The organism is Nocardioides asiaticus, assembly GCF_040049175.1.
Taxonomy (GTDB): domain Bacteria; phylum Actinomycetota; class Actinomycetes; order Propionibacteriales; family Nocardioidaceae; genus Nocardioides; species Nocardioides cheoyonin.
On record NZ_JBDZDM010000001.1, the window covers coordinates 211,512 to 231,381 of the forward strand.

General features: G+C 71.2%; 17 protein-coding genes. 8 read left to right on the top strand and 9 right to left on the bottom strand.

The genetic code is table 11. The features are described 5' to 3' along the window. Positions 1–2: 2 nt before the first annotated feature. The 5 genes from ftsW to ABLE53_RS01025 form a co-directional block, all read right to left on the bottom strand. Positions 3–1,232 (bottom strand): putative lipid II flippase FtsW, encoded by a 1,230-nt coding sequence (ftsW, locus tag ABLE53_RS01005; RefSeq protein ID WP_348856666.1) that lies wholly within the window; start codon positions 1,230–1,232, stop codon positions 3–5. Between the two features lie 25 nt (positions 1,233–1,257). Beyond that, positions 1,258–2,721 (bottom strand): UDP-N-acetylmuramoyl-L-alanine--D-glutamate ligase, encoded by a 1,464-nt coding sequence (gene murD, locus ABLE53_RS01010; RefSeq protein WP_425474826.1) that lies wholly within the window; start codon positions 2,719–2,721, stop codon positions 1,258–1,260. After that, positions 2,703–3,791 (bottom strand): phospho-N-acetylmuramoyl-pentapeptide-transferase, encoded by a 1,089-nt coding sequence (gene mraY / locus ABLE53_RS01015; protein ID WP_348856668.1) that lies wholly within the window; start codon positions 3,789–3,791, stop codon positions 2,703–2,705. The genes murD and mraY overlap by 19 nt, the downstream gene beginning before the upstream one ends. Positions 3,792–3,912: 121 nt before the next feature. Next, entirely contained in the window at positions 3,913–5,442 is a 1,530-nt protein-coding gene (locus tag ABLE53_RS01020; RefSeq protein WP_484555207.1) for a UDP-N-acetylmuramoyl-L-alanyl-D-glutamate--2,6-diaminopimelate ligase, read from the bottom strand. A 34-nt stretch (positions 5,443–5,476) separates the two neighbouring features. Then, positions 5,477–6,223 carry an IclR family transcriptional regulator gene (locus ABLE53_RS01025; RefSeq protein WP_348856669.1) on the bottom strand — a complete coding sequence of 249 codons (747 nt, stop codon included), beginning with the start codon at positions 6,221–6,223 and terminating at the stop codon, positions 5,477–5,479. 200 nt (positions 6,224–6,423) lie between these two features. Between ABLE53_RS01025 and ABLE53_RS01030 the strand changes: the two genes are divergently transcribed. Genes ABLE53_RS01030 through ABLE53_RS01065 form a run of 8 tightly spaced genes read left to right on the top strand, consistent with a single transcriptional unit; the run spans position 6,424 to position 15,087 of the window. Beyond that, on the top strand, positions 6,424–7,869 hold the full coding sequence (locus ABLE53_RS01030) for a carotenoid oxygenase family protein (protein ID WP_348856670.1): 1,446 nt from the start codon (positions 6,424–6,426) through the stop codon (positions 7,867–7,869). Between the two features lie 41 nt (positions 7,870–7,910). Further along, on the top strand, positions 7,911–8,642 hold the full coding sequence (locus ABLE53_RS01035; protein WP_348856671.1) for a nuclear transport factor 2 family protein: 732 nt from the start codon (positions 7,911–7,913) through the stop codon (positions 8,640–8,642). Positions 8,643–8,644: 2 nt separating this feature from the next. Then, entirely contained in the window at positions 8,645–10,210 is a 1,566-nt protein-coding gene (locus ABLE53_RS01040; RefSeq protein ID WP_348856672.1) for an aldehyde dehydrogenase family protein, read from the top strand. Beyond that, positions 10,203–10,979, top strand: a complete 777-nt coding sequence (locus ABLE53_RS01045; RefSeq protein ID WP_348856674.1) for an ABC transporter ATP-binding protein — start codon at positions 10,203–10,205, stop codon at positions 10,977–10,979. The genes ABLE53_RS01040 and ABLE53_RS01045 overlap by 8 nt, the downstream gene beginning before the upstream one ends. Further along, a complete protein-coding gene (locus ABLE53_RS01050; RefSeq protein WP_348856675.1) occupies positions 10,976–11,692 on the top strand; it encodes an ABC transporter ATP-binding protein in 717 nt (238 codons plus the stop codon). The genes ABLE53_RS01045 and ABLE53_RS01050 overlap by 4 nt, the downstream gene beginning before the upstream one ends. A 13-nt stretch (positions 11,693–11,705) precedes the next feature. Continuing rightward, a complete protein-coding gene (locus ABLE53_RS01055; RefSeq protein WP_348856676.1) occupies positions 11,706–12,638 on the top strand; it encodes a branched-chain amino acid ABC transporter permease in 933 nt (310 codons plus the stop codon). Next, positions 12,635–13,765 carry a branched-chain amino acid ABC transporter permease gene (locus ABLE53_RS01060; RefSeq protein WP_348856677.1) on the top strand — a complete coding sequence of 377 codons (1,131 nt, stop codon included), beginning with the start codon at positions 12,635–12,637 and terminating at the stop codon, positions 13,763–13,765. Before ABLE53_RS01055 ends, ABLE53_RS01060 begins: the two co-directional genes overlap by 4 nt. A 14-nt stretch (positions 13,766–13,779) precedes the next feature. After that, positions 13,780–15,087 carry an ABC transporter substrate-binding protein gene (locus ABLE53_RS01065; RefSeq protein WP_348856678.1) on the top strand — a complete coding sequence of 436 codons (1,308 nt, stop codon included), beginning with the start codon at positions 13,780–13,782 and terminating at the stop codon, positions 15,085–15,087. A gap of 18 nt (positions 15,088–15,105) precedes the next feature. Here the strand turns inward: ABLE53_RS01065 and ABLE53_RS01070 are convergent, their stop codons facing one another. From ABLE53_RS01070 to ftsL, 4 genes are all read right to left on the bottom strand, one after another. Beyond that, on the bottom strand, positions 15,106–16,845 hold the full coding sequence (locus tag ABLE53_RS01070) for an MFS transporter (RefSeq protein WP_348856679.1): 1,740 nt from the start codon (positions 16,843–16,845) through the stop codon (positions 15,106–15,108). 67 nt (positions 16,846–16,912) lie between these two features. Next, positions 16,913–17,344, bottom strand: a complete 432-nt coding sequence (locus ABLE53_RS01075) for a MarR family winged helix-turn-helix transcriptional regulator (RefSeq protein ID WP_348856680.1) — start codon at positions 17,342–17,344, stop codon at positions 16,913–16,915. Between the two features lie 64 nt (positions 17,345–17,408). Further along, positions 17,409–19,217: a peptidoglycan D,D-transpeptidase FtsI family protein gene (locus ABLE53_RS01080; protein ID WP_348856681.1), complete on the bottom strand. Its 1,809-nt coding sequence runs from the start codon at positions 19,215–19,217 to the stop codon at positions 17,409–17,411. A 141-nt stretch (positions 19,218–19,358) separates the two neighbouring features. Then, entirely contained in the window at positions 19,359–19,862 is a 504-nt protein-coding gene (gene ftsL, locus ABLE53_RS01085) for a cell division protein FtsL (protein ID WP_348856682.1), read from the bottom strand. Positions 19,863–19,870 lie beyond the last annotated feature (8 nt).

The following is a 19,870-nucleotide window of genomic DNA, read 5'->3' on the forward strand; positions in this document are numbered from 1 at the left end:
ATCTACCGACCGGCGCTGACACCCGCGGAGCGGGACTTCCTGCGCTGGGCGAGGGCCGCGGCGGCCTCGGGCTCGCGGCGCGCGAAGCCCACCACGAGGCCCAGCGCGACCAGGGACGGGAGCAGCGCCGAGCCGCCGTAGGAGACCAGCGGGAGGGGGATCCCGATCACCGGCAGCAGGGTGAGCACCATGCCCACGTTGATCATCATCTGGCCGATCAGCCAGACCACCACCCCGAAGGTGAGGTAGCGCGCGAACGGGTCCTTCGTCTGCCGGGCGACCTTCACGCAGGCGTAGGCGAGGGTGAGGAACAGCGCGACCACGAGCAACGTGCCGACCAGGCCGAGCTCCTCGCCGAGCACCGCGAAGATGAAGTCGGTGTGGGCCTCCGGCAGGTCGCCCCACTTCTGCTGCGAGGCGCCGATGCCCTGCCCGAACAGGCCGCCGCTCGAGAGGGCGTAGAGCCCGTGGGCGGGCTGCCAGCCGGCGTCGTGGAAGTCCTTGAAGGGGTCGACGAAGTTGTTGATGCGGCCCAGCCGCTCCGGGTTGGTGCCGATGAAGAAGATCACGGCGACGCCGATGATCGACAGCGCCAGGCCGAAGAGCCGCCCGGGCGCGCCGACGACCCACAGCATGCCGAGCAGGATCGCGAAGAAGACCAGCGCGGTGCCGAGGTCGCGGCCGGCGAGCACGAGCGCGGTCGCGGTGACGAACCCGGGCACGACCGGCACCAGCACCTCGTGGAGCGAGCGCAGGCGGCGCTCCTTGAGGGCGTAGACGTGCGCGCCCCACAGCACGAGCGAGAGCTTGGCGATCTCGGACGGCTGGATCGACAGCGCGCCGACGCCGAGCCAGTTCTGGTTGCCGTTCTCGGAGTGGCCGAGGAAGACGGTGGCGAGCAGGAGCACGCACGAGAAGAGGTACGCCGGCCATGCCAGCCGCCTCACCCAGCGCTGGCTGATCCGCGACGCGACGAGTGCGCACGGCACGCCGACGGCGACCCAGACCAGCTGGTGCTCGACGACGTAGTAGGAGTTGTCGAAGGTGGTGAAGGACCACACGCTCGACGCCGAGAGGACCATGATCAGCCCGATGGTCAGCAGCAGCGCCGACGAGGTGAGCAGCAGGTAGTAGGAGCTCAGCGGCCGGTCGAGGGCCTCCTTGAGCGCCGTGAACCACGCGCCGGGGCGCGGGCGTCGGCGGGGGACCTCGTCAGGACTGACCGCAGTCATGCGTGGCTCCCCCTCCTGCGTGTGGCTAGCCGGACCTTCGTCGTACGGCGGCGGCGAACGCGTCACCCCGCGCCTTGTAGTCGCGGAACTGGTCCTGGGACGCGCAGCCGGGCGCGAGGAGGACGGTGTCGCCGTCCTGCGCGAGCCCGGCGGCGGCCTCCACGGCCTGCTCCATGACTGCGGCACCAGTCTCGCCGTCGGGCACCTCGATCACGGGCACATCGGGCGCGTGTCGCGCGAGTGCGTCCGCGATGACGGAGCGGTCCCGGCCGAGCAGGACGACGGCGCGGAGACGGTCGCGGACGGTCTCGACGAGGTCGTCGAAGTGGGCGCCCTTGGCGAGCCCGCCGGCGACCCAGACGACCGGGTCGTAGGCCTGCAGGGAGGACCGGGCGGCGTGCGGGTTGGTGGCCTTCGAGTCGTCCACCCAGGTGACGCCGCCCCGGGTCGCGACGACCTCGATCCGGTGGCCGTCGGGGCGGAACGCGCGCAGCCCGTCGCGGCAGGCTGCCTGGCTGACCCCGTGGGCCCGGGCAAGGGCCGCGGCGGCGAGGGCGTTCTGGACGTAGTGCGGCGCGTCGCTGGCCAGGTCGCGGACGGTGCAGAGCTCCGCGGCGCTCGTCTGCCGCTCCTCGATGAAGGCGCGGTCGACGAGGATCTCCTCGACCAGGCCGAGCATGCCGACGCCGGGCATGCCGAGGGTGAAGCCGATCGCCCGGGCGCCCTCGACGACGTCGGCCTCGCGCACGAGCTGCTCGGTCGTCGGATCGGCGACGTTGTAGACGCAGGCCCGGGAGACGCGCTGGTAGATCCGGCCCTTGTCCCGGGCGTAGTCGTCCATGGAGGAGTACCAGTCGAGGTGGTCCTCGGCGACGTTGAGCACCGCGGCGGACTCCGCCGCCATCGAGTCGGTGTAGTGCAGCTGGAAGCTCGAGAGCTCGACCGCGAAGACGTCGTACGCCGCGGGATCCATCACCGCCTCGACGATCGGGCGCCCGACGTTGCCGACAGCGGCGGACCGCAGCCCGGCGGCCCGGAGGATCGAGTCGAGCATCTGCACCGTGGTGGTCTTGCCATTGGTGCCCGTCACCGCCAGCCACGGAGCGAGGTGGTCGGGGTCGCGCAGGCGCCAGGCGAGCTCGACCTCCCCCCAGACCGGGATCCCCCGCTCCCGGGCCTGCGCGAGCAGCGGCGCGGTCGGCTTCCAGCCGGGCGAGGTCACGACGACGTCGACGTCGTCGGGGAGCGTCGCGGTGGCGCCCGCGCCGAGGCGTACGTCGGCGCCGAGCACCTCGAGGAGCTGTGCCTTCTCCTGCCGCTCGCCGTCGCCCTCGGACTCGTCGAGCGCGATCACCGAGGCGCCGAGGTGGGTGAGGTTGTCGGCCGCGGCGAAGCCGGAGACGCCGAAGCCGGCGACGACCGCCTTCACGCCCTCCCAGGAGTCGTGGCGGCCCAGCGACGCGGGGCTCATCAGATGCCTGCCACCCACTCGGCGTAGAAGATGCCGAGGCCGGTGGTGACGCACAGGCCGGTGATGATCCAGAACCGGATCGTCACGGTGATCTGCTCCCAGCCGAGCATCTCGAAGTGATGGTGGAGCGGTGTCATCCGGAAGATCCGCCGCCCCGTTCCCGTGAAGTGCCGGGTGAGCTTGAAGAAGCTCACCTGGAGCATGACCGAGACCGTCACCATGACGAAGAGCCCGCCGAGGACGATCAGGAGAAGCTCGGTGCGGGACAGGACAGCCAGCCCGGCCAGCGCGGCGCCGAGGGCGAGCGAGCCGGTGTCGCCCATGAAGATCTTCGCCGGGGAGGCGTTCCACCACAGGAAGCCGAAGCACGCGCCGGTGATCGCCGAGGCGACGATGGCCAGGTCGAGCGGGTCGCGGACGTCGTAGCAGGTGCCGATCTCGACCGACGGCCGGCCGCAGCGCTGGTTGTTCTGCCAGATGTTCACGATGGTGTAGGCGCCGAAGACCATCGCGCTCGAGCCGGTGAGCAGCCCGTCCAGACCGTCGGTGAGGTTGGTGGCGTTGCTGGTGCCGGTCACCATCAGCCAGATCAGCGCGATCACGATCACCGTCGGCAGCGTCCAGCCGAGGTCGCGGATGAACGAGATCTCGTGGGAGGCCGGCTCGATCCCGCGGGCGTTCTTCAGGCCGGGCAGGAGCGCGAGCACGCCGAAGACGATCGCGACCACCGCCTGGCCGATCATCTTCGCCCCGCTCCGCAGTCCGAGGTTGCGCTGCTTGTAGATCTGGATGAAGTCGTCGACGAAGCCGACCAGGCCCACTCCGGCGAAGAGGAAGAGCAGCAGCAGTGCCGAGGCCGAGGGCTTGTCGGTCGTGAGCAGCTTGGCGGCGAAGTAGCCGATGACCGAGGCGAGAATGATCGCGACGCCGCCCATGGTCGGCGTGCCGCGCTTCGTGCGATGGGTCGTCGGCCCGTCCTCGCGGATCTCCTTGCCGTAGCCCCACTTCGTGAACTGCCGGATGGCGAGCCTGGTGCCGAGCAACGAGAGGAGTAGGGAGATCGCCCCGCTCAGCAGAATCGCTCTCATGTCAGCCCGGTGCCTCCTAGCAGCTCGTCCCTCGTCGGACGACCGGTCCTTGGCGCCGGACCGGCCTTCGGCATTCTTCCCTACGCGTACGGCGAGGCCGTGATGCCCCGCCGTACGGCCCTCAACGCCGTGTGAGCAACACCTCGCGCGCGACCTCGCGGTCGTCGAACGGGTGCACGACGCCGCCGACCTCCTGGCCGGTCTCGTGTCCCTTGCCGGCCACGAGGACGATGTCGCCCGGGGCGGCGCGGCGTACGGCCTCCGCGATCGCCGCCCGCCGGTCACCGATCTCGACGACCTCGGCCGCGCCGTCGGCGGTGCCGGCGAGGACCGCCGCGCGGATCGCCGCGGGGTCCTCGGTGCGGGGGTTGTCGTCGGTGACGATGAGCACGTCGGCGAGCCGGGCCGCGATCTCCCCCATGATCGGCCGCTTGCCGGGGTCGCGGTCGCCGCCGGCACCGAGCACGACGATCACCCGACCCTCGGTCAGCGGACGGAGGGTGCCGATCGCGGCCTGCACCGCGTCCGGCTTGTGCGCGTAGTCGACCACCACGGTGAAGTCCTGGCCCTCGTCGATCCGCTCGAGCCGGCCGGGTACGCCGGCGCTACGGCCGAGCGCGGCAGCGGCCGCCTCCACGGTCGGCTCCGGCAGGCCGGCCTCGGCGATCGCGGCCAGGGCGGCGAGGCTGTTGCTCACGTTGAAGTCGCCCGGGAGCGGGCAGCGCACACGCAGGCGTACGCCACCGGGTCCGCGGACGGTGAAGTCGGAGCCGTCGGGGCCGAGCACGACGTCGGTGGCGGTCCAGTCGGCGTCGGCGCCCCTGGCCGAGAAGGTGCGGACCGGGATCGGCGCCTCGGCCGCGAGCCGCCGTCCGTGGTCGTCGTCGATGCTGATCAGCGCGCGCCGGGCACGCTCCGGGGTGAAGAGGGAGGCCTTGGCCCGGTAGTAGTCCTCGACGGTCTCGTGGAAGTCGAGGTGGTCGCGGCCGAGGTTGAGGAAGACGGCGACGTCGAACACCACGCCGTCGACCCGGCCCATCACCAGCGCGTGGCTGGAGACCTCCATCGCGCAGGCGCGCACCTCCTCCTCGCGCATCAGCGCGAACAGGCCGTGCAGGTCGGGCGCCTCGGGAGTGGTGAGCGTGGTCTTGATGTCGCGGCCACCGATGCGGGTGCCGACGGTGCCGACGACGGCCGCCTTCACGCCGGCGTCCTGCAGCGCGCCCTCGGCGAGGCGGGTCGTCGTGGTCTTGCCCTGGGTGCCGGTCACGCCGATCATCCGCATGCTCGACGCGGGGTCGCCGTACACCGTCCGCGCCAGCTGGCCGAGCACCGATCGCGGCCGCTCGGCCACGAGGACGGGGACGGGCGGCTCGCCCATCCGCTCCAGGCCGACGGCGTCGGTCAGGACCGCGACCGCGCCAGCCTCCAGTGCCCCGGCGAGGAACTCGACGCCGTGGACCCGGCTGCCGGGCAGCGCGGCGTAGAGGTCGCCGGGCCGGACCCGCTGGGAGCTCAGCGAGACGCCGGTGACCTCCACCTCCCCGCTCCCGTGCAGGGTCACCGCCGGCGCCAGCGCCGCCGCTATCGCGTCCACCCGGATCCGCTCCGGGTGGCGCGGACGCGTCGCGGCGCTCTCCTGGCTTGTCACGCCGGGCAGGGTAGTCCGTGCCGCCCGCCGGGCCTCATTCCCCGCCGCGCAGGCGCGACTGGGCCCGGTTCGCGGCCGACACGACGTGCGGCGCGAGGCAGTCGACCTCCGCCCGCGTGCTCAGCCTCGACCGCGGCCGTAGCACGCTGATCGCGGCGACCGGATCGCCGTTGGAGAGACACACCGCGGCGGCGACGGCGCCGATGCTGGGGTCGCTCTGCGAGACGCCGTACGCCCAGCCGCGGCGGCGCACGGTGTCGAGGTCGCGGTCCAGCTGCTCCCAGGTCAGCCGCGTGCCGTCCGTCATGGACGGCGGGACCGCGCCGAGCCGGCGTCGGCGCTTCTCGGCCGTCTCGACGGCGAGCATCGCCCGCCCTCCGGCGACCGAATGGGCCGGGAACGTGCGTCCGACGCGGGAGACCACCGCGCCGGCTCTGTCTCGGGTCAGGCTCTGGACGACGCGGGCGCTGCGCCCTTCCAGGACGAGTACGCCGACCGTGTCGTCGACCTCCTCGAACAGCTCTTGAAGGACAGGTCCGATCGCGTCGCGCAGCCGCAGCGAGCGGCTGGCCAGGAGGGCGATCTCGAGCATGGCGGGCCCGCGGACATACGGACCGCGGGGCTGGTCCTGGCGTACGAAGCCGCACGCCTGGCAGTCCTGCAGGATCCGGTGGGCGGTCGACGGCGCGAGACCGAGGGCGAGCGCGAGCTCCTTGACGGTGATCTCCCCGCGCTCGGCGACGAGGTTCACCGCCTGCAAGGTCACCCGGGAGGAGCTCACCGGCTCAGCCTGACGATGGAGCATGCCGCGCGACAACGGGATCTCGGCGGTGCGGAAGACCTGCCCAGATCGACGCGACCGCTGTTCCACATGGCCGAACAGCGGTGCCGGTCGATTGCCACTCCACGCCTCCGGCCCTTCACTCCTCTGTGACGCCGATCACACATCAGCGGTGTCACGGAGGACCGAGGAGGAGCGACATGGTCAGGTTCCCCGAGCCCAGCGACCCGTTCGACGCCCCGATGCGGGTGGAGGCGGACATCCGCGGCGTACAGGTGACGCAGGGCGAGGTACCCGAGCAGTTGTCAGGCACGTACTTCAAGTGCGTCGTCGACCGGCAGTGGCCGTCGTTCGTCGAGAACGACATCGAGCTCTTCAACGGCGACGGGATGCTCATCTCGTTCCGCTTCCACAAGGGCCGTGTCGACTTCAAGTCACGCTATGTCCACACCGAGCGGTTCGAGGCGGAGGGGAAGGCCGGCCGGTCGCTCTTCGGGGTCTACCGCAACCCGTTCACCGACGACCCGACCGTGCAGGGCCTGAGCCGCGGGCTGGCGAACACGAACGTCTTCTACCACGCGGGCCTGCTGTACGTCGCGAAGGAGGACTCGCCGCCGATCATCGTCGAGCCCGACACCCTGGCCACGGTCGGCAGCTACGACTTCGAGGGGGCGCTGCGCTCGCGTAGCTCCACCGCGCACCCGAAGTTCGACCCACGGACGGGCGAGATGGTCTTCTTCGGCTACGAGGCGAGCGGTGAGGCGACGCCGGACATCGTCTACTACGAGGCCGACAAGCGCGGCAAGCTGATCCACGAGGCGTGGTTCGACGCGCCGTACTCCAGCATGGTCCACGACTTCGTCGTCACCCAGAACTTCGTCGTCTTCCCGATCATCCCGCTCCGCAGCGACATCGAGTGGCTGAAGCGTGGCGAGGTCCACTTCAAGTGGGACCCGGACGAGGACGTCTACCTCGGCGTGCTCCCGCGCAAGGGCTCGGCCAAGGACGTGCGCTGGTACAAGGGCGGCAACAGGTTCGCCAGCCACATCATGGGCGCGAGCGACGACGGCCGGTTCATCCACATCGACACGCCGGTCAGCGAGTCGAACTACTTCCCCTGGTTCCCGGACCTCACGGGGGCGCCGTACGACCCGTCCAAGGCGCGCGGCTGCCTGTCGCGCTGGACGATCGACACGCACGACCCGAGCATGACGTTCACCGAGCGGAAGCTCACGGACACACCCGGCGAGTTCCCGCGGATGGACGACCGGCAGGAGACGCTGCCGTACCGCTGGGGCGTCATGGCGCTCAGCGACGTACCGGGACGGACGGCGCCCGGCGGCGGTTTCCGGTGGGTCAGCACCATCGACGTCGAGACCGGCCGCCAGCAGATCTACTACCCCGGCGACCACGCCACGGTCGCGGAGCCGATCTTCGTGCCGGCGGCCCCGGGTGCCCCGCCAGGCGTGGGCTACGTCTTCGTCATCGTCGCGCGCCGGGACCAGATGCGGAGCGACCTCGTGATCCTCGACGCGCAGCGTCTCGACGCTCCCCCGGTGTGCACGCTCTCGCTCCCGATGCGGATCCGCATGGGCGTGCACGGCAACTGGGTCGACCAGACCGAGCTCGCCACGCGGGTGGCCTGAGACGCCACCTCATCCCCTTCCCACCCAGATCAAGGAGAGCCATGACGCAGATCGCAGACCAGGCCACCGGGACCGACCTCACGACCCAGGTCGCCGCGCTCCAGCTGCGGCTGGACCGGCTGGAGGCCCAGCAGGAGATCCGGACACTCCAGCACAAGTACGGCTACTACCTCGACAAGTGCCACTACCGCGAGGTGTCGCAGCTCTTCAGCGACGAGGGCGAGGTGTACTTCTGCGGCGGTCTCTACAAGGGCCGCGCCGGCATCGACCGGCTCTACATGGGTCGGTTCGGGAAGCGGTTCGTCGCCGGCCACAACGGCCCGGTGTTCGGGTTCCTGCTCGACCATCCGCAGATGCAGGACGTCGTCACCGTCGCCGAGGACGGGCTCAGCGCCCACGGCCGGTTCCGCTCCGTGATGCAGGCCGGCCTGCACTACTCGGCGAAGGACTCCTTCCCCGGCACCACGTCGTACGAGCAGTGGTGGGAGGGCGGGATCTACGAGAACGAGTACGTCAAGGAGGACGGGGTCTGGAAGTTCCGGCGCCTGCAGTACCGGCCGTTCTGGCACGGCGACTACGACAAGGGCTGGGCGAAGACGGACCCGATGTCGTCGGTGATCCCGACGACGACCTACCCCAAGGACCCGCTGGGACCCGACGAGCTCACCGGCGACTTCCAGCTGTTCCCGCACACGGACACCGTGCCGTTCCACTACCCGCATCCGGTGACCGGCGAGGCCTGGGACCCCGAGTCCGGCCGCGCGCTGAGCTGACGATGGCGTCGTACGCCGCCCGCGAGGTCGCGGAGCTCCTGGACGGGAGCCGAGCCGCCACGGTCCTCGACGGTGGTCGCTGGAGCGACGGGGTGTGGTGGCCGGTGCACAGCCCTGCCGACACCCGGATGGTGATCGGGGAGCACGCCGTGTCGTCCCCCGACGCGGTAGAGGCAGCCGTCGGTGCCGCCGTACGTGCCTTTCCTGCGTGGCGCGACCTGGGTGCGGCAGGGCGGGCGTCGCTGCTGTCGGTGGCGGCCGCCGAGCTCGCCAGGCTCGCGCCGCTCGCGGCCCGCGTCATCGGAATGGAGGTCGGGAAGGTCGAGGCGGAATGCGCGGTAGACGCCGGTGGCGCGGCCCGGCTGCTCGAGGGCTTCGCGGCACAGGCAGAGGCGGCGATGGCCCCGGTCGACCTGACCGCCGATCCGGCGACCCGTCCAGCCGACGCCGCGGTGCTCCATCGGGCGCCGGTCGGCCCGGTGGCCGTCATCGCGCCGTGGAACACCCCGGCGTACCTGACCGTGAACATGGCGGCGCCGGCGCTCGCCGCGGGCTGCCCGGTCGTCGTCAAGCCGCCGGAGGCAGCGCCGCTGGCGGTGACGGCGCTGCTCGAGCGACTCGCTGCGATGCTGCCGCCAGGGGTCGTGAACGTCGTCCAGGGGCCGGGCGCGCCGGTCGGTGAGCAGCTCGTCTCGCACGCGGCCGTCCGAGCGGTGCTCTTCACCGGAGGTGTCGTGGCCGGACGGCGAGTGCTGACGCTGGCCTCGGAGACCGTCAAGAAGGTCCACCTCGAGCTCGGCGGCAACGACCCTGCCGTCGTCCTGGACTCCGCGGTCGTGGACGACACGCTCCTTCGCGAGCTGATCGCCGGCTCGTTCAGCTCGACCGGCCAGATCTGCTACAACGTCAAGCGGATCTACGTCCACCGGTCGATGTACGACGAGCTCGTCGACGGGCTCTCGCAGATGCTCTCCGATCTGGTGGTCGGGCATCCGTTCGACCCGCAGGCACACATCGGCCCGCTGACGACCGAGGCCGGGCACGCCCGCACCCGTCGGCTGTTGGCCGAGCTGGACGCGTGCGGCGCGAAGGTCCAGCGCTGCGGCCGGCGCGCGAGCTCGGCGGCCTGGGAGCACGGCTACTTCGTCGACCCGCACTTGGTGACCGGTGTCCCTCCCGACGCGCCGCTCGTGCTGGAGGAGCAGTTCGCACCTGTCCTGCCGGTGCTGCCATTCGACGAGGACGACGAGGCGGTAGCGCGGGCGAACCGTACGGAGTACGGCCTCGGCTCCTCCGTCTGGAGCAGGGACGTCGCCCACGCCGAAGCGGTCGCGCGTCGGATCGAGGCGGGCAACACCTTCGTCAACGTCCACCGGATCGGCGCCTCGGTCGGATCGGTGCCCTTCGGCGGGTGGAAGCAGTCGGGCCTCGGGCGTAACCACGGCGCCTACTCCTTCGCCGCCTGCACCGAGGAGCACGCCGTGATCCGGTTCGACGACGCGGCCAGGAGCCTGCCCGGACTCGACCGCTGGTCGGCTCTGTCGAGGAAGGAGCCCGGCCGTGTCTGAGGGATCCCGACCGCTCCTGGACGTCGATTCGGTCTCGGTCAGGTTCGGAGGCGTCACAGCGCTCGACGGTCTCTCCTTCCAGGTGCAGGAGGGGCAGGTCTGTGGCCTGATCGGTCCCAACGGCGCGGGCAAGACGACGATGTTCAACGTCCTCAGCAGGGTGTACGACGCGGCCTCGGGGACCGTGGACCTCGACGGGACCGATCTGCTTTCCACTCCCCCGCACCGGATCAGCCGGATCGGCGTGGCCAGGACCTTCCAGAACCTCGCCCTCTTCCCCAGCATGTCGGTCTACGAGAACGTCCTGGTCGGCGCCCACAGCCGCTGTGCGGGCGGCTGGCTGACCGCCTTCCTCCCGGGGGTCGTTGCTCGCTCGGAGCGTGCAGCCTCGGCCGACACGCTGGCGATCATCGACCGCCTCGGGCTCACCGATGTCGCCCTGCGGCCGGTGGGCGACCTGCCGTTCGGGACGATGAAGCGGGTCGAGCTGGCGCGAGCGCTCGCGTCGCACCCCCGGCTCCTGCTGCTCGACGAGCCGGCCAACGGCCTCAACCACACCGAGGTCGCTGCCCTCGGCGACCTCATCCGCGGGATCCGGGACGACTTCGGGCTGACCATCGTCCTCGTCGAGCACCACCTCCGCCTCGTGATGGGGATCAGCGACGTCGTCGCGGTGCTCAACTTCGGGAGGCGGATCGCCTTCGGCACCCCGGCAGAGGTGCAGTCCGACCCCGTCGTGCTCGAGGCCTACCTCGGGAGGGCTGCGTGAGCGAGCCGCTGCTGCAGATCCGCGACCTCGACGCCTTCTACGGACGCACCCAGGCGCTCCAGGGCGTCGACCTCGCGGTCGACGAGCACGAGATCGTCGTCCTGCTCGGCGCGAACGGCGCCGGCAAGACCACCGTCCTGCGCGCGATCTCCGGGCTGCTGGCGACGCGGGGGTCGATCGCGTTCGCGGGGACTTCGCTGGGCGGACGCACCCCTGAGCAGGTCGTCCGGCTCGGGATCGGCCACGTGCCGCAGGGCCGCGGCGTCTTCGGCGATCTGACGGTCGAGGAGAACCTCCGGGTGGGTGGGTTCACCCGCTCCGACACCACCTCGGTCGAGCAGGACATCGGCCGGTGGTACGACGTCTTCCCGCGTCTTCGTGAGCGGCGGACCCAGGCGGCGGCGTACCTCAGCGGTGGAGAGCAGCAGATGCTCGCGATCGCGCGCGCCCTGATGTCACGTCCGCGCCTGCTGCTCCTCGACGAGCCGTCACTCGGGCTCGCTCGGCTGGTGACCCTCGACGTGTTCGCCACGCTGCGCGAGATCAACCAGAAGGAGGGCACGGCGATGCTGCTCGTCGAGCAGAACGCCGAGCTGGCGCTGGACGTCGCGCACCGTGCCTACGTCATCGAGTCAGGCCGCATCGAGGTCAGCGGCTCCGCCGAGAGCCTGCACGAGGACGACGCGATGCGGCGCGCCTACCTCGGATACTAGGGAAGGAGTGCCCGTGCTCGACTCCGACGTCGGCAATGTCGCCTACCTGCTCCAGCTCCTGCTCAGCGGCCTCTCGACCGGCGCGCTGTACGCCCTGTTCGCGGTCAGCTTCGTCGTGGTCTGGAAGGCCAGCTCGCACCTCAATCTCGCCGCCGGCGAGCTCGGCTCACTCGCCGTCTTCGCGATGGCCTCCCTCACCACCTCGCTGGGGTTCGGCGTCTGGGCGGCTCTCGCCGTCGTACTCGTCGCGTCGCTCGGCGGCGGCGCCCTGCTGCAGCACACGCTGATCCGGCCGGCGGACCGTCGCGGCATCTTCGCGGTCGTCCTGACGACGCTCGCGGTCTACCTCGTCGTCAATGCGGCCGTCGGCCTGCTGTGGGGCACTCAGGCGCGACAGGCGCCGAGCCCGTTCGCCGGTGGCTCGGGCGGGCAGCTGGTCCTGCTCGACGGACCACCCCGCGCCTACCTCACCTACGGCGACCTGTTGGCCCTGGGGACCCTGGCCGTCGTCGTCGGCGCGATCACGATCGGCCTCCACCGCACGAAGCTCGGCCTCGCGTACCGAGCCGTCGCGTCCAACCGGCTCTCGGCCAGCCTCTCGGGCATCCCACTGAGCCGGATGTACATGGCCGGGTGGGCGGTCTCGACGGCGATCGCCGCGATGACGGCGTTCCTCGTCGGCGTACGCAACGGAAGCATCGACTTCCAGATGATGACGCCGATGCTGGCCTTCGGGCTCACCGCCGCCACGGTCGGCGGCCTCGACAGCATCCGAGGCGCCGTGATCGCCGGGCTCGCACTGGGGATCGTCGTCGAGCTCGTTCCAGGGGTCCTGACTGCGGTGTCCGGTGACCTCGGGCTGATCATCGCCCTGGTTCTCGTCCTCCTCACGCTGCTCGTCAGACCCCAGGGGCTCTACGGGACCAAGCGCTTGGAGCGGGTGTGAGCGCGCGGTTCGCCGTCGGGTCGCCGGTCCACCGCGCCTGGCAGTCGGCGGGGCTGGTGACCCTGGTCGCCGGCGCGGTCACGCTCCCGCTGGTCTTCGACGACTACCGCCTCACCCAGCTCGGCCAGGCGGTGGCGTACGCCGTAGCGCTCCTCGGGCTGAACGTGGTCTCCGGCATGAGCGGCCAGATCTCGCTCGGCCACGGCGCGATGTTCGGGGTCGGCGCCTACACGACGGCGATCCTCGTCGGCGACCACGGCTTCCCGGTGGCGGCCGCGATCATCGCCGCGGGTCTCCTCGGGCTCGCGGTGGGCGTCGTCGTCGGCCTCCCCGCGCTGCGGCTGCGCGGGCTGTATCTCGCAATCGTCACGATCGCGGTCGTCACCGCGTTCCCGCTGCTGCTCGTGCAGCCGTTCGGTCGCGACCTCGGCTCCGGCGGCGCGAGCGGCAAGCCCATCCTGCTCTCGTTCGTCAAGCCGTCGTGGTTCCCGCTCGACGTGACCGCGGTGGGGTTCCGGTTCTCGATGCTCGCGCTCACGGCGGTCGGCATCTTCGTCGTCACCACTCGTCTCGTGCGCAGCCGGGTCGGGCGTGCGCTCATCGCCGTACGCGACTTCGAGACCGCTGCAGTCGCCGCCGGGATCCGTGCCGCCGGCGTCAAGGTCGGCGCGTTCGCCTTCAGCACCATGCTCGGCGCGGTCGGCGGCGGTCTGTTCATGCTGATGGTGCCGATCGTCAGCCCCGACAGCGTGGGGTTCCCGCTGAGCCTGCTCTTCATCACCGCCATGATCATCGGCGGCGAGGAGCGCGTCTCCGGGGCGGTCGTCGGCGGATTGATGATGGTCTACCTGCCGACGTTCACCTCGGACATGGCGCTCAAGGTGCCGAGCCTCGCCGCGCTTCCCCAGCCCGGGCTGCTCGCGACGGTCCTGTACGGCGTGATCCTCGTCGTCTTCGTCCTCTTCGTGCCCCGCGGCCTGATGCCGCTCGCCACCCGCCTGCGCGAGCGGGTGATCCGGTTCGTGCCGCCCGGTCTCGAGGGTCCGCAGTCCGGCAACCCACCGCGCCCGAGGGAGCCCTCGGAGACCGCCTCACCCGCAGTCCGTCGTGAGACTGCCTCAACCTGACAGCTGGAGGACCCATGAAGTTCCACGTTCGGCACGGCTCGGTCGCAGCGCTCGCCGCGGCCTGCCTCCTGGCCTCGGCCTGCAGCGGCGGACAGAGCGCCGACGCCCGTGGCGGTGAGCGCGCCGGTGGCGGCGCCTTCGTCGTCGACGCGAAGGGCTGCCCGCCGGACGCCACCGAGGCGCTCCCGGACGGCGCGCCCATCAAGATCGGCATGAGCATGGCGCTCAGTGGGCCGCTGGCTGCCATCGGCGCCCCCAACGCCGATGGTTTCAAGGCCGCGCTCGCGGCGGCCAACGCCGGCGGCGGGGTCGACGGGCACAAGATCGAGCTCGTGCTCAAGGACGACGCGTACGACGCCGCGCGGGCCACGGCCAACGCGCAGGAGTTCATCGGCAAGGACAAGGTGATGGCCTCGATCCTCGCCATCTCCGACGCCTCGATCTCCGCGACGCGCCCGCTCTACGAGCAGGCCTGCGTTCCGCAGCTGGGGTCGATCAGCGCGCACGAGGACTCCTCCGACCCGGTGAAGCACGCCTGGACGACGGTGGCGATCCCACCGGCCGCCGCGGAGGCCGCGGCCGGCGTCAAGTACCTCGCGAAGACCGTCCCGCACGGAAAGGTGATGGAGTTCCGCCAGCAGGCGACCATCGGTGAGGACTGGGCCGCCTCGTTCCCACGCGCCGCCAAGGCCGCCGGGCTGTCGCTGCTCGACGTGCAGACGATCTCGCCGACGGCGACCAACCTCGACGCTCAGGCCGCGAAGCTGACGGCTTCGGGGGCCGACGCCGTGGTGGGCGAGCTCGCGGGGGCGCAGTGCATCCCGATGATGCAGAGCCTCGCCAAGGCCGGCTTCAAGGGCGTGGTTCTCGTGACCTCGGCCTGCAACGGCGCGAAGCAGAACATGATGCCCATCGGCAAGGCCGCCGACGGCGTGGCCTCGCTGTTCTTCCAGAAGGACCCGAGCGTCGCGAGCGCGAAGGACGACCCCGGCCTGAAGCAGTACTTCAGCGACCTCGCGACGTACATGCCCCACACCGACCCGACCGTCACGATGACGCTGAACGGCTACACCGCGGCCGAGCTTCTCATCCAGAACCTGCGGGACGCGGCGAAGATGGACGGTGGCCTCACCAGGGTGAATCTGATCGACGCGGCCTGGTCGGCGAAGATCAGGCGTACGGAGTTCCTCGAGCCCGACCAGTCGATGAACGGTGACAAGGATCCCTACATTATCAACTACGTGGCCGTGCAGACCTGGGACGCTGTCGGCCAGACGTGGAAGCCCACCGGGATCAGCAACACCTGGGACGGGCGCCACTGATCCCGGCGTGCTGCGTCGTCAGGCGTAGCGCCGGCGCAGCTCGTCGAGCGACTCTCCGGTGACGGTGCGGGGCTCCTCGCCGGCGACGAGGAGCAGCACCGGCCGGTCGGTGGTCTCGGTGAGCGCGGCGGTGATGCTGCCGTCGGCGAACTGCGCGACCGGGCCGCGCGGCGAGCGACCGAGGGCCACGGCGCGGGCGTCGACCTCGCTGGCATGGAGGGCGAGCACCCGGCCGGCGGTGGCGTGGTCGCCGACGCTGTGGAGGACGAGGCCCGAGGCCGCGACGCCGCGGCGGGCGAGCCGGTCGAGGTGAGCCCGGACGGTCGCGACGGCGGCGTCGGGCTCCTCGGCGTCGACGGCGAACTCCTCGATCACGTCGGTCTCGCGGACGTGGACGACCTCGAGCGGGATGCCCTCGCCCTCGGCGATGGCCGCGGCCTGGTCGACGATCGCGGCCGCGTCATCGGTGGCACCGACCGCGACGATCAGCGGGGTGCCGCCGGGGGCGGCCGCCGAGCCGACGGGCTCGAGCGACGGGGTCTGGGCGACCTCCTCGGGCTCGAGGCCGGACTCCGCCGCGCTGATGAGCCGATGGCCGCTGGCGAGGACCGGGATCGCGATGAGGAACGCCGCGGCACCGACGTAGAACGCAACCGGCTGGCTCGACGCCTCGGCGATCTTGCCGGCCACCCAGGGCGCCAGGCCGCCGCCGATGAAGCGGACGAAGCCGTACGCCGAGGAGGCGACCGGGCGCTCCACCGGGGCGACGAGCATGACCGCCTGGGTGGTGAGGGTGTTGTTCAGACCGACGAAGATGCCGGAGAGGACGACCGCGACGATGACGGTGGCCGGCGACCCCTTCCAGGCGCCGATGCCGATGGCGACCAGGAGGACGGCGAGGCCGACCAGGTTGAAGTAGAGGGTCGGCGCGGTGCCGAACCGGCGCTGGGCCCACGGCGCGCCCCACACCGACATGACCGCGACCAGGATGCCCCAGCCGAAGAAGACGTAGCCGAGCTGGACCGGCTTGGAGAGGTCCATCGGGTACGGCGCGTAGCCGAGCAGGGTGAAGAAGCCCCAGTTGTAGAGCAGGGCCATGATGCCCATGGTCAGCAGCGCGCGGTGGCGCAGTGCTGCGATCGGCGCGTAGATCGGGGTCTTCTTCTCGGGCCTGGGGGTGGCCGGGAGGAAGAGCACGGTCGCCAGCAGGGCGATGAACATCAGGATCGAGACGCCGTAGAACGGGCCGCGCCAGGACATTCCGCCCAGCACGCCGCCTACCAGCGGGCCGGCCGCGATGCCGAGGCCCAGGGCGGCCTCGTACAGGATGATCGCGCCGGCGAAGCCGCCGGAGGCGCTCGCCACGATCACGGCGAGGCTCGTCGAGATGAACAGCGCGTTGCCCAGGCCCCAGCCGGCGCGGAAGCCGACGATGCCGTCGACGGAGTTCACCGATCCCGCGGCACCGGCGAACACCACGATCAGCACCAGGCCGACGATGAGGGTCCACTTGGCCCCGATGCGGCTGGAGATCCAGCCGACGACGAGCATCATCACCGCGGTGACGACCAGGTAGCTGGTGAACAGCAGCGACACCTGCGCCGGGGTGGCGTGCAGCTCGGTGGAGAGGACCGGGAGGATCGGGTCGACCAGGCCGATGCCCATGAAGGACACAACGCAGGCGAACGCCACCGCCCAGACGGCCTTCGGCTGCCTGAACGGGTTGGCTTGGGTTCCGTGGCCGTGGGGTGCACTCATGTGCAGTGGGTTCCTTCTGTTCGTGAGACGTGTCGGAGCCGGGCAGCGCCGCCCGGCGGGGTGCAGGTCAGTCGGAGACGCCGTCGACGAGGCGGTCGAGGGCGGGCAGCGCCGCCGCAATGGCGGCCTGGTCGTCGGGGTCGAGACGAGCGAGGAGGTCGTCGAGTACGGCGGCGCGGTGGGCGCGGCGCTCGTCGAGCACCGCCCGCCCCTCGTCGCTGATCTCGACGAGCACGGCGCGCCGGTCCTCGGCGGCCGCGGTGCGGTGGACGAGCCCGTCCCGCTCCATCCGGGTGACGAGCTGGGTCGTCCCCGGCTGCGAGAGTCCCTCGGCGCGGGCGAGCTCGGTCAGCCGGGTCGGTCCCATGCGCCGCAGCCGGCTCAGCACCGTGGCCGCGGTCGGCGAGACGCCTCCGCCAGCCGAGATCTCGCGGATCAGCCTGACCAGCCGCTCGAGGGCGAGCGAGAGCTCGGTCCCGGAGATCTGGCTGGTTTTCATAATGCCGTTATATCACGGCGTTATGCATCAGTCGAGCGGGGCGGGGCGGTCGGCCCGCCCGCCGCTACCAGGTCGTCGCCAGCTTCGGCGGCGTGGTGTTGGTCGGTGCCACGCCGTAACGCCGCAGTGCGAAGCCCATGATCTTGGAGAACACCGGGCCGGCGACCGAGCCACCGCCGCCGCCGTTGCGGGGGTTGTGTACGACGACGTACACCGTGAAGCGCGGGTGGTCGGCGGGCGCGAAGCCGGCGAACGAGACCGTGAAGGTGCCGTCGTAGCAGTGGCACTTGGTGCTGACCCGCTGGGCCGTGCCGGTCTTGCCGGCGACGCGGTAGCCGGGGACGGCCGCGCCCGGGGCGAGGCCGTCGGCGCCGACGACCTTCTCCATCATGAGCGTCATCTGGTGGGCGGCGCCCCAGCTCACCACGCGGCGGCGGGTCGCTACGTCGGTGCCGACCTCCTGGCCGGTGTCGGTCTCGGCCTTGCCGAGCACCAGGCTCGGGTCGATCCTGACCCCGCCGTTGGCGATCGTGTTGATCGCCGCGGCCTCCTGCAGCGCGGTCACCGACAGCGACTGGCCGAAGTCGATGCGGTCCTCGTCGGCGTCGTTCCAGACCGCCTTCGACGGGAGCAGCCCGGCGGACTCGTCGCTGACGCCGACGTTCGTCTTCTGGCCCAGGCCGAACCTCTCCAGATAGCTCCGGAGCTGGCCGTGCTTGAACTTGTTGGACGCGAGCACGGTCCCGATGTTCGACGACTGCGCGATGACGCCGGCCAGGGTCAGCTTGATGGTCCCGTGCGCCCACCAGTCGTGGATGTAGGCATCGCCACTCTTGTACTCCCCCGGGATGGTCAGCCGGGTCCGGTCGGTGACCTTGCCAGCGTCGATGAGGGAGGAGAGGGTGAGCACCTTCTCGACCGAGCCTGGCTCGTACGGGTCGGAGAGCGACGGGATGCCGCGCTGCTTCCGCGGGCTCGCGGCCGGGTCGGAGGCGTCGTACGTCGGGTAGTCGGCGAGGCTCAGGATCTCGCCCGTCTTCGAGTCCAGCACGACCGCCATCCCCGACTCCGCGTTGGCGTCCTCGATGGCCTTCATGAGGACCCGCTGGGAGTACCACTGCAGGTCGCGGTCGATGGTCAGCTTGAGCGTCTTGCCGTCCACCGGGTTGACCCGGGTGCTCTTGCCGAGCGGGATGCGGGTGCCACCGGCTGCCTTGTCGACCTCGTACGACGCCTTGCCGTCCTTGCCGGCGAGGTAGCCGTTGAAGGAGCGCTCGAGGCCGGCGAGCGGCTCGTCGGTGCCGACGAACCCGACGATGTTGGCGGCGACGTCCCCGGCCGGGTAGTCACGCACCGGGTCGCGTTCGGTCGTGAGCCCCTTGTAGCCCTGCTTCTCGGCGGCGTTGACCGCCGCCGTCGCGATCGTGGCCGGGACGCGCCGGGCGACGTACTGGAAGCGGCTGCCGGGCTTGCGCAGCTTCGTCAGTGTCGTCGCGTAGTCGACGTCGAGCCGCTTGGACAGCAGGGTCGCGAGCTGCGGCGCGTAGCGACGAGTCAGCGACGGGTCGGCGATCACCATGAGGCCGTCGACGGAGTCGGCGAGGGGCTCGCCGTTGCGGTCGAGGATGTCACCGCGCTCGGCCGGGAGCACGACGTCGACGAGGTTCTCCCGCGCGGCCGCGGCGGCGTACGAGTGCGGGTCGAAGCCCTGCAGCTGGACGAGCCGGGCACCGAAGAGGGAGAGCACCATCGCGATCGCGATGAAGCCGACCCGGAGGCGTACGTCGAGCCGCGCGCCCGGGCCGCCTCTGCGGCCCCCGCCGATCCCGAGGAACCGCGCGAGCGGCCCCCGCCTCGACCTCGTCCGACCCACGCGTTCCTCCCCTGCCTGCCGCATACTTCTGTGACTCGTGTGATCAGTGTGACTGGTGTGCTTCCCTGTCTACCGGTCGTACGCCGCCGCGGCCGGTCACCCAGGCGCGTGTCGGCCGTGCAGTTCGACCGGCCGGGCGGCTCAGTGCTGCTGCTTCGCGTCCGCCGCCTTGCCCTTCGCGGTCGGGTAGGGGTTCGGGATCTTCGCCCACAGCGGAGGCGTGGCGTTGCCGTCGGCGGGGACGGCATGCCCGTCGACCTTGCCGGTGGGCACGTGGAGCAGCGCCGGCGTGCCGGGGATGACCATGCCGAGCCGCTGTGCGCGCTGCGCGATGTTCTGCGGGTCCTGCAGCCGCTGGAGCTGCATGCTCAGCGTCTCCTGGCGGGCGGCGAGGTTGGTGGCCTGGTCCTGCAGCTCGTTCTCCGCGAAGGCGGCCTGCTGCATCGAGGTGTTGAAGCAGAGCAGTCCCACGACACCGCCGACCAGGATGAGGCTCACCAGCGCGACGAACGGCAGCCGGGCCGCCGCCGTACGTCGGTTCGGGACGACCTGGAGACGGGCGCGGCGGGCGGACGCGTCGAGCCACGGCGCGAGCCGGGACCGGACCTGCTGGGCTGGGGTTCGCTGGGCGGCGGTGCTGCTCATCTGGGCTG

Coding starts and splice junctions, on each gene's coding strand:
- ftsW (WP_348856666.1), bottom strand. CDS start 1,232: ATGACTGCGGTCAGTCCTGACGAGGTCCCCCGCCGACGCCCGCGCCCC.
- mraY (WP_348856668.1), bottom strand. CDS start 3,791: ATGAGAGCGATTCTGCTGAGCGGGGCGATCTCCCTACTCCTCTCGTTG.
- ABLE53_RS01030 (WP_348856670.1), top strand. CDS start 6,424: ATGGTCAGGTTCCCCGAGCCCAGCGACCCGTTCGACGCCCCGATGCGG.
- ABLE53_RS01035 (WP_348856671.1), top strand. CDS start 7,911: ATGACGCAGATCGCAGACCAGGCCACCGGGACCGACCTCACGACCCAG.
- ABLE53_RS01040 (WP_348856672.1), top strand. CDS start 8,645: ATGGCGTCGTACGCCGCCCGCGAGGTCGCGGAGCTCCTGGACGGGAGC.
- ABLE53_RS01065 (WP_348856678.1), top strand. CDS start 13,780: ATGAAGTTCCACGTTCGGCACGGCTCGGTCGCAGCGCTCGCCGCGGCC.
- ABLE53_RS01070 (WP_348856679.1), bottom strand. CDS start 16,845: ATGAGTGCACCCCACGGCCACGGAACCCAAGCCAACCCGTTCAGGCAG.
- ABLE53_RS01075 (WP_348856680.1), bottom strand. CDS start 17,344: ATGAAAACCAGCCAGATCTCCGGGACCGAGCTCTCGCTCGCCCTCGAG.
- ftsL (WP_348856682.1), bottom strand. CDS start 19,862: ATGAGCAGCACCGCCGCCCAGCGAACCCCAGCCCAGCAGGTCCGGTCC.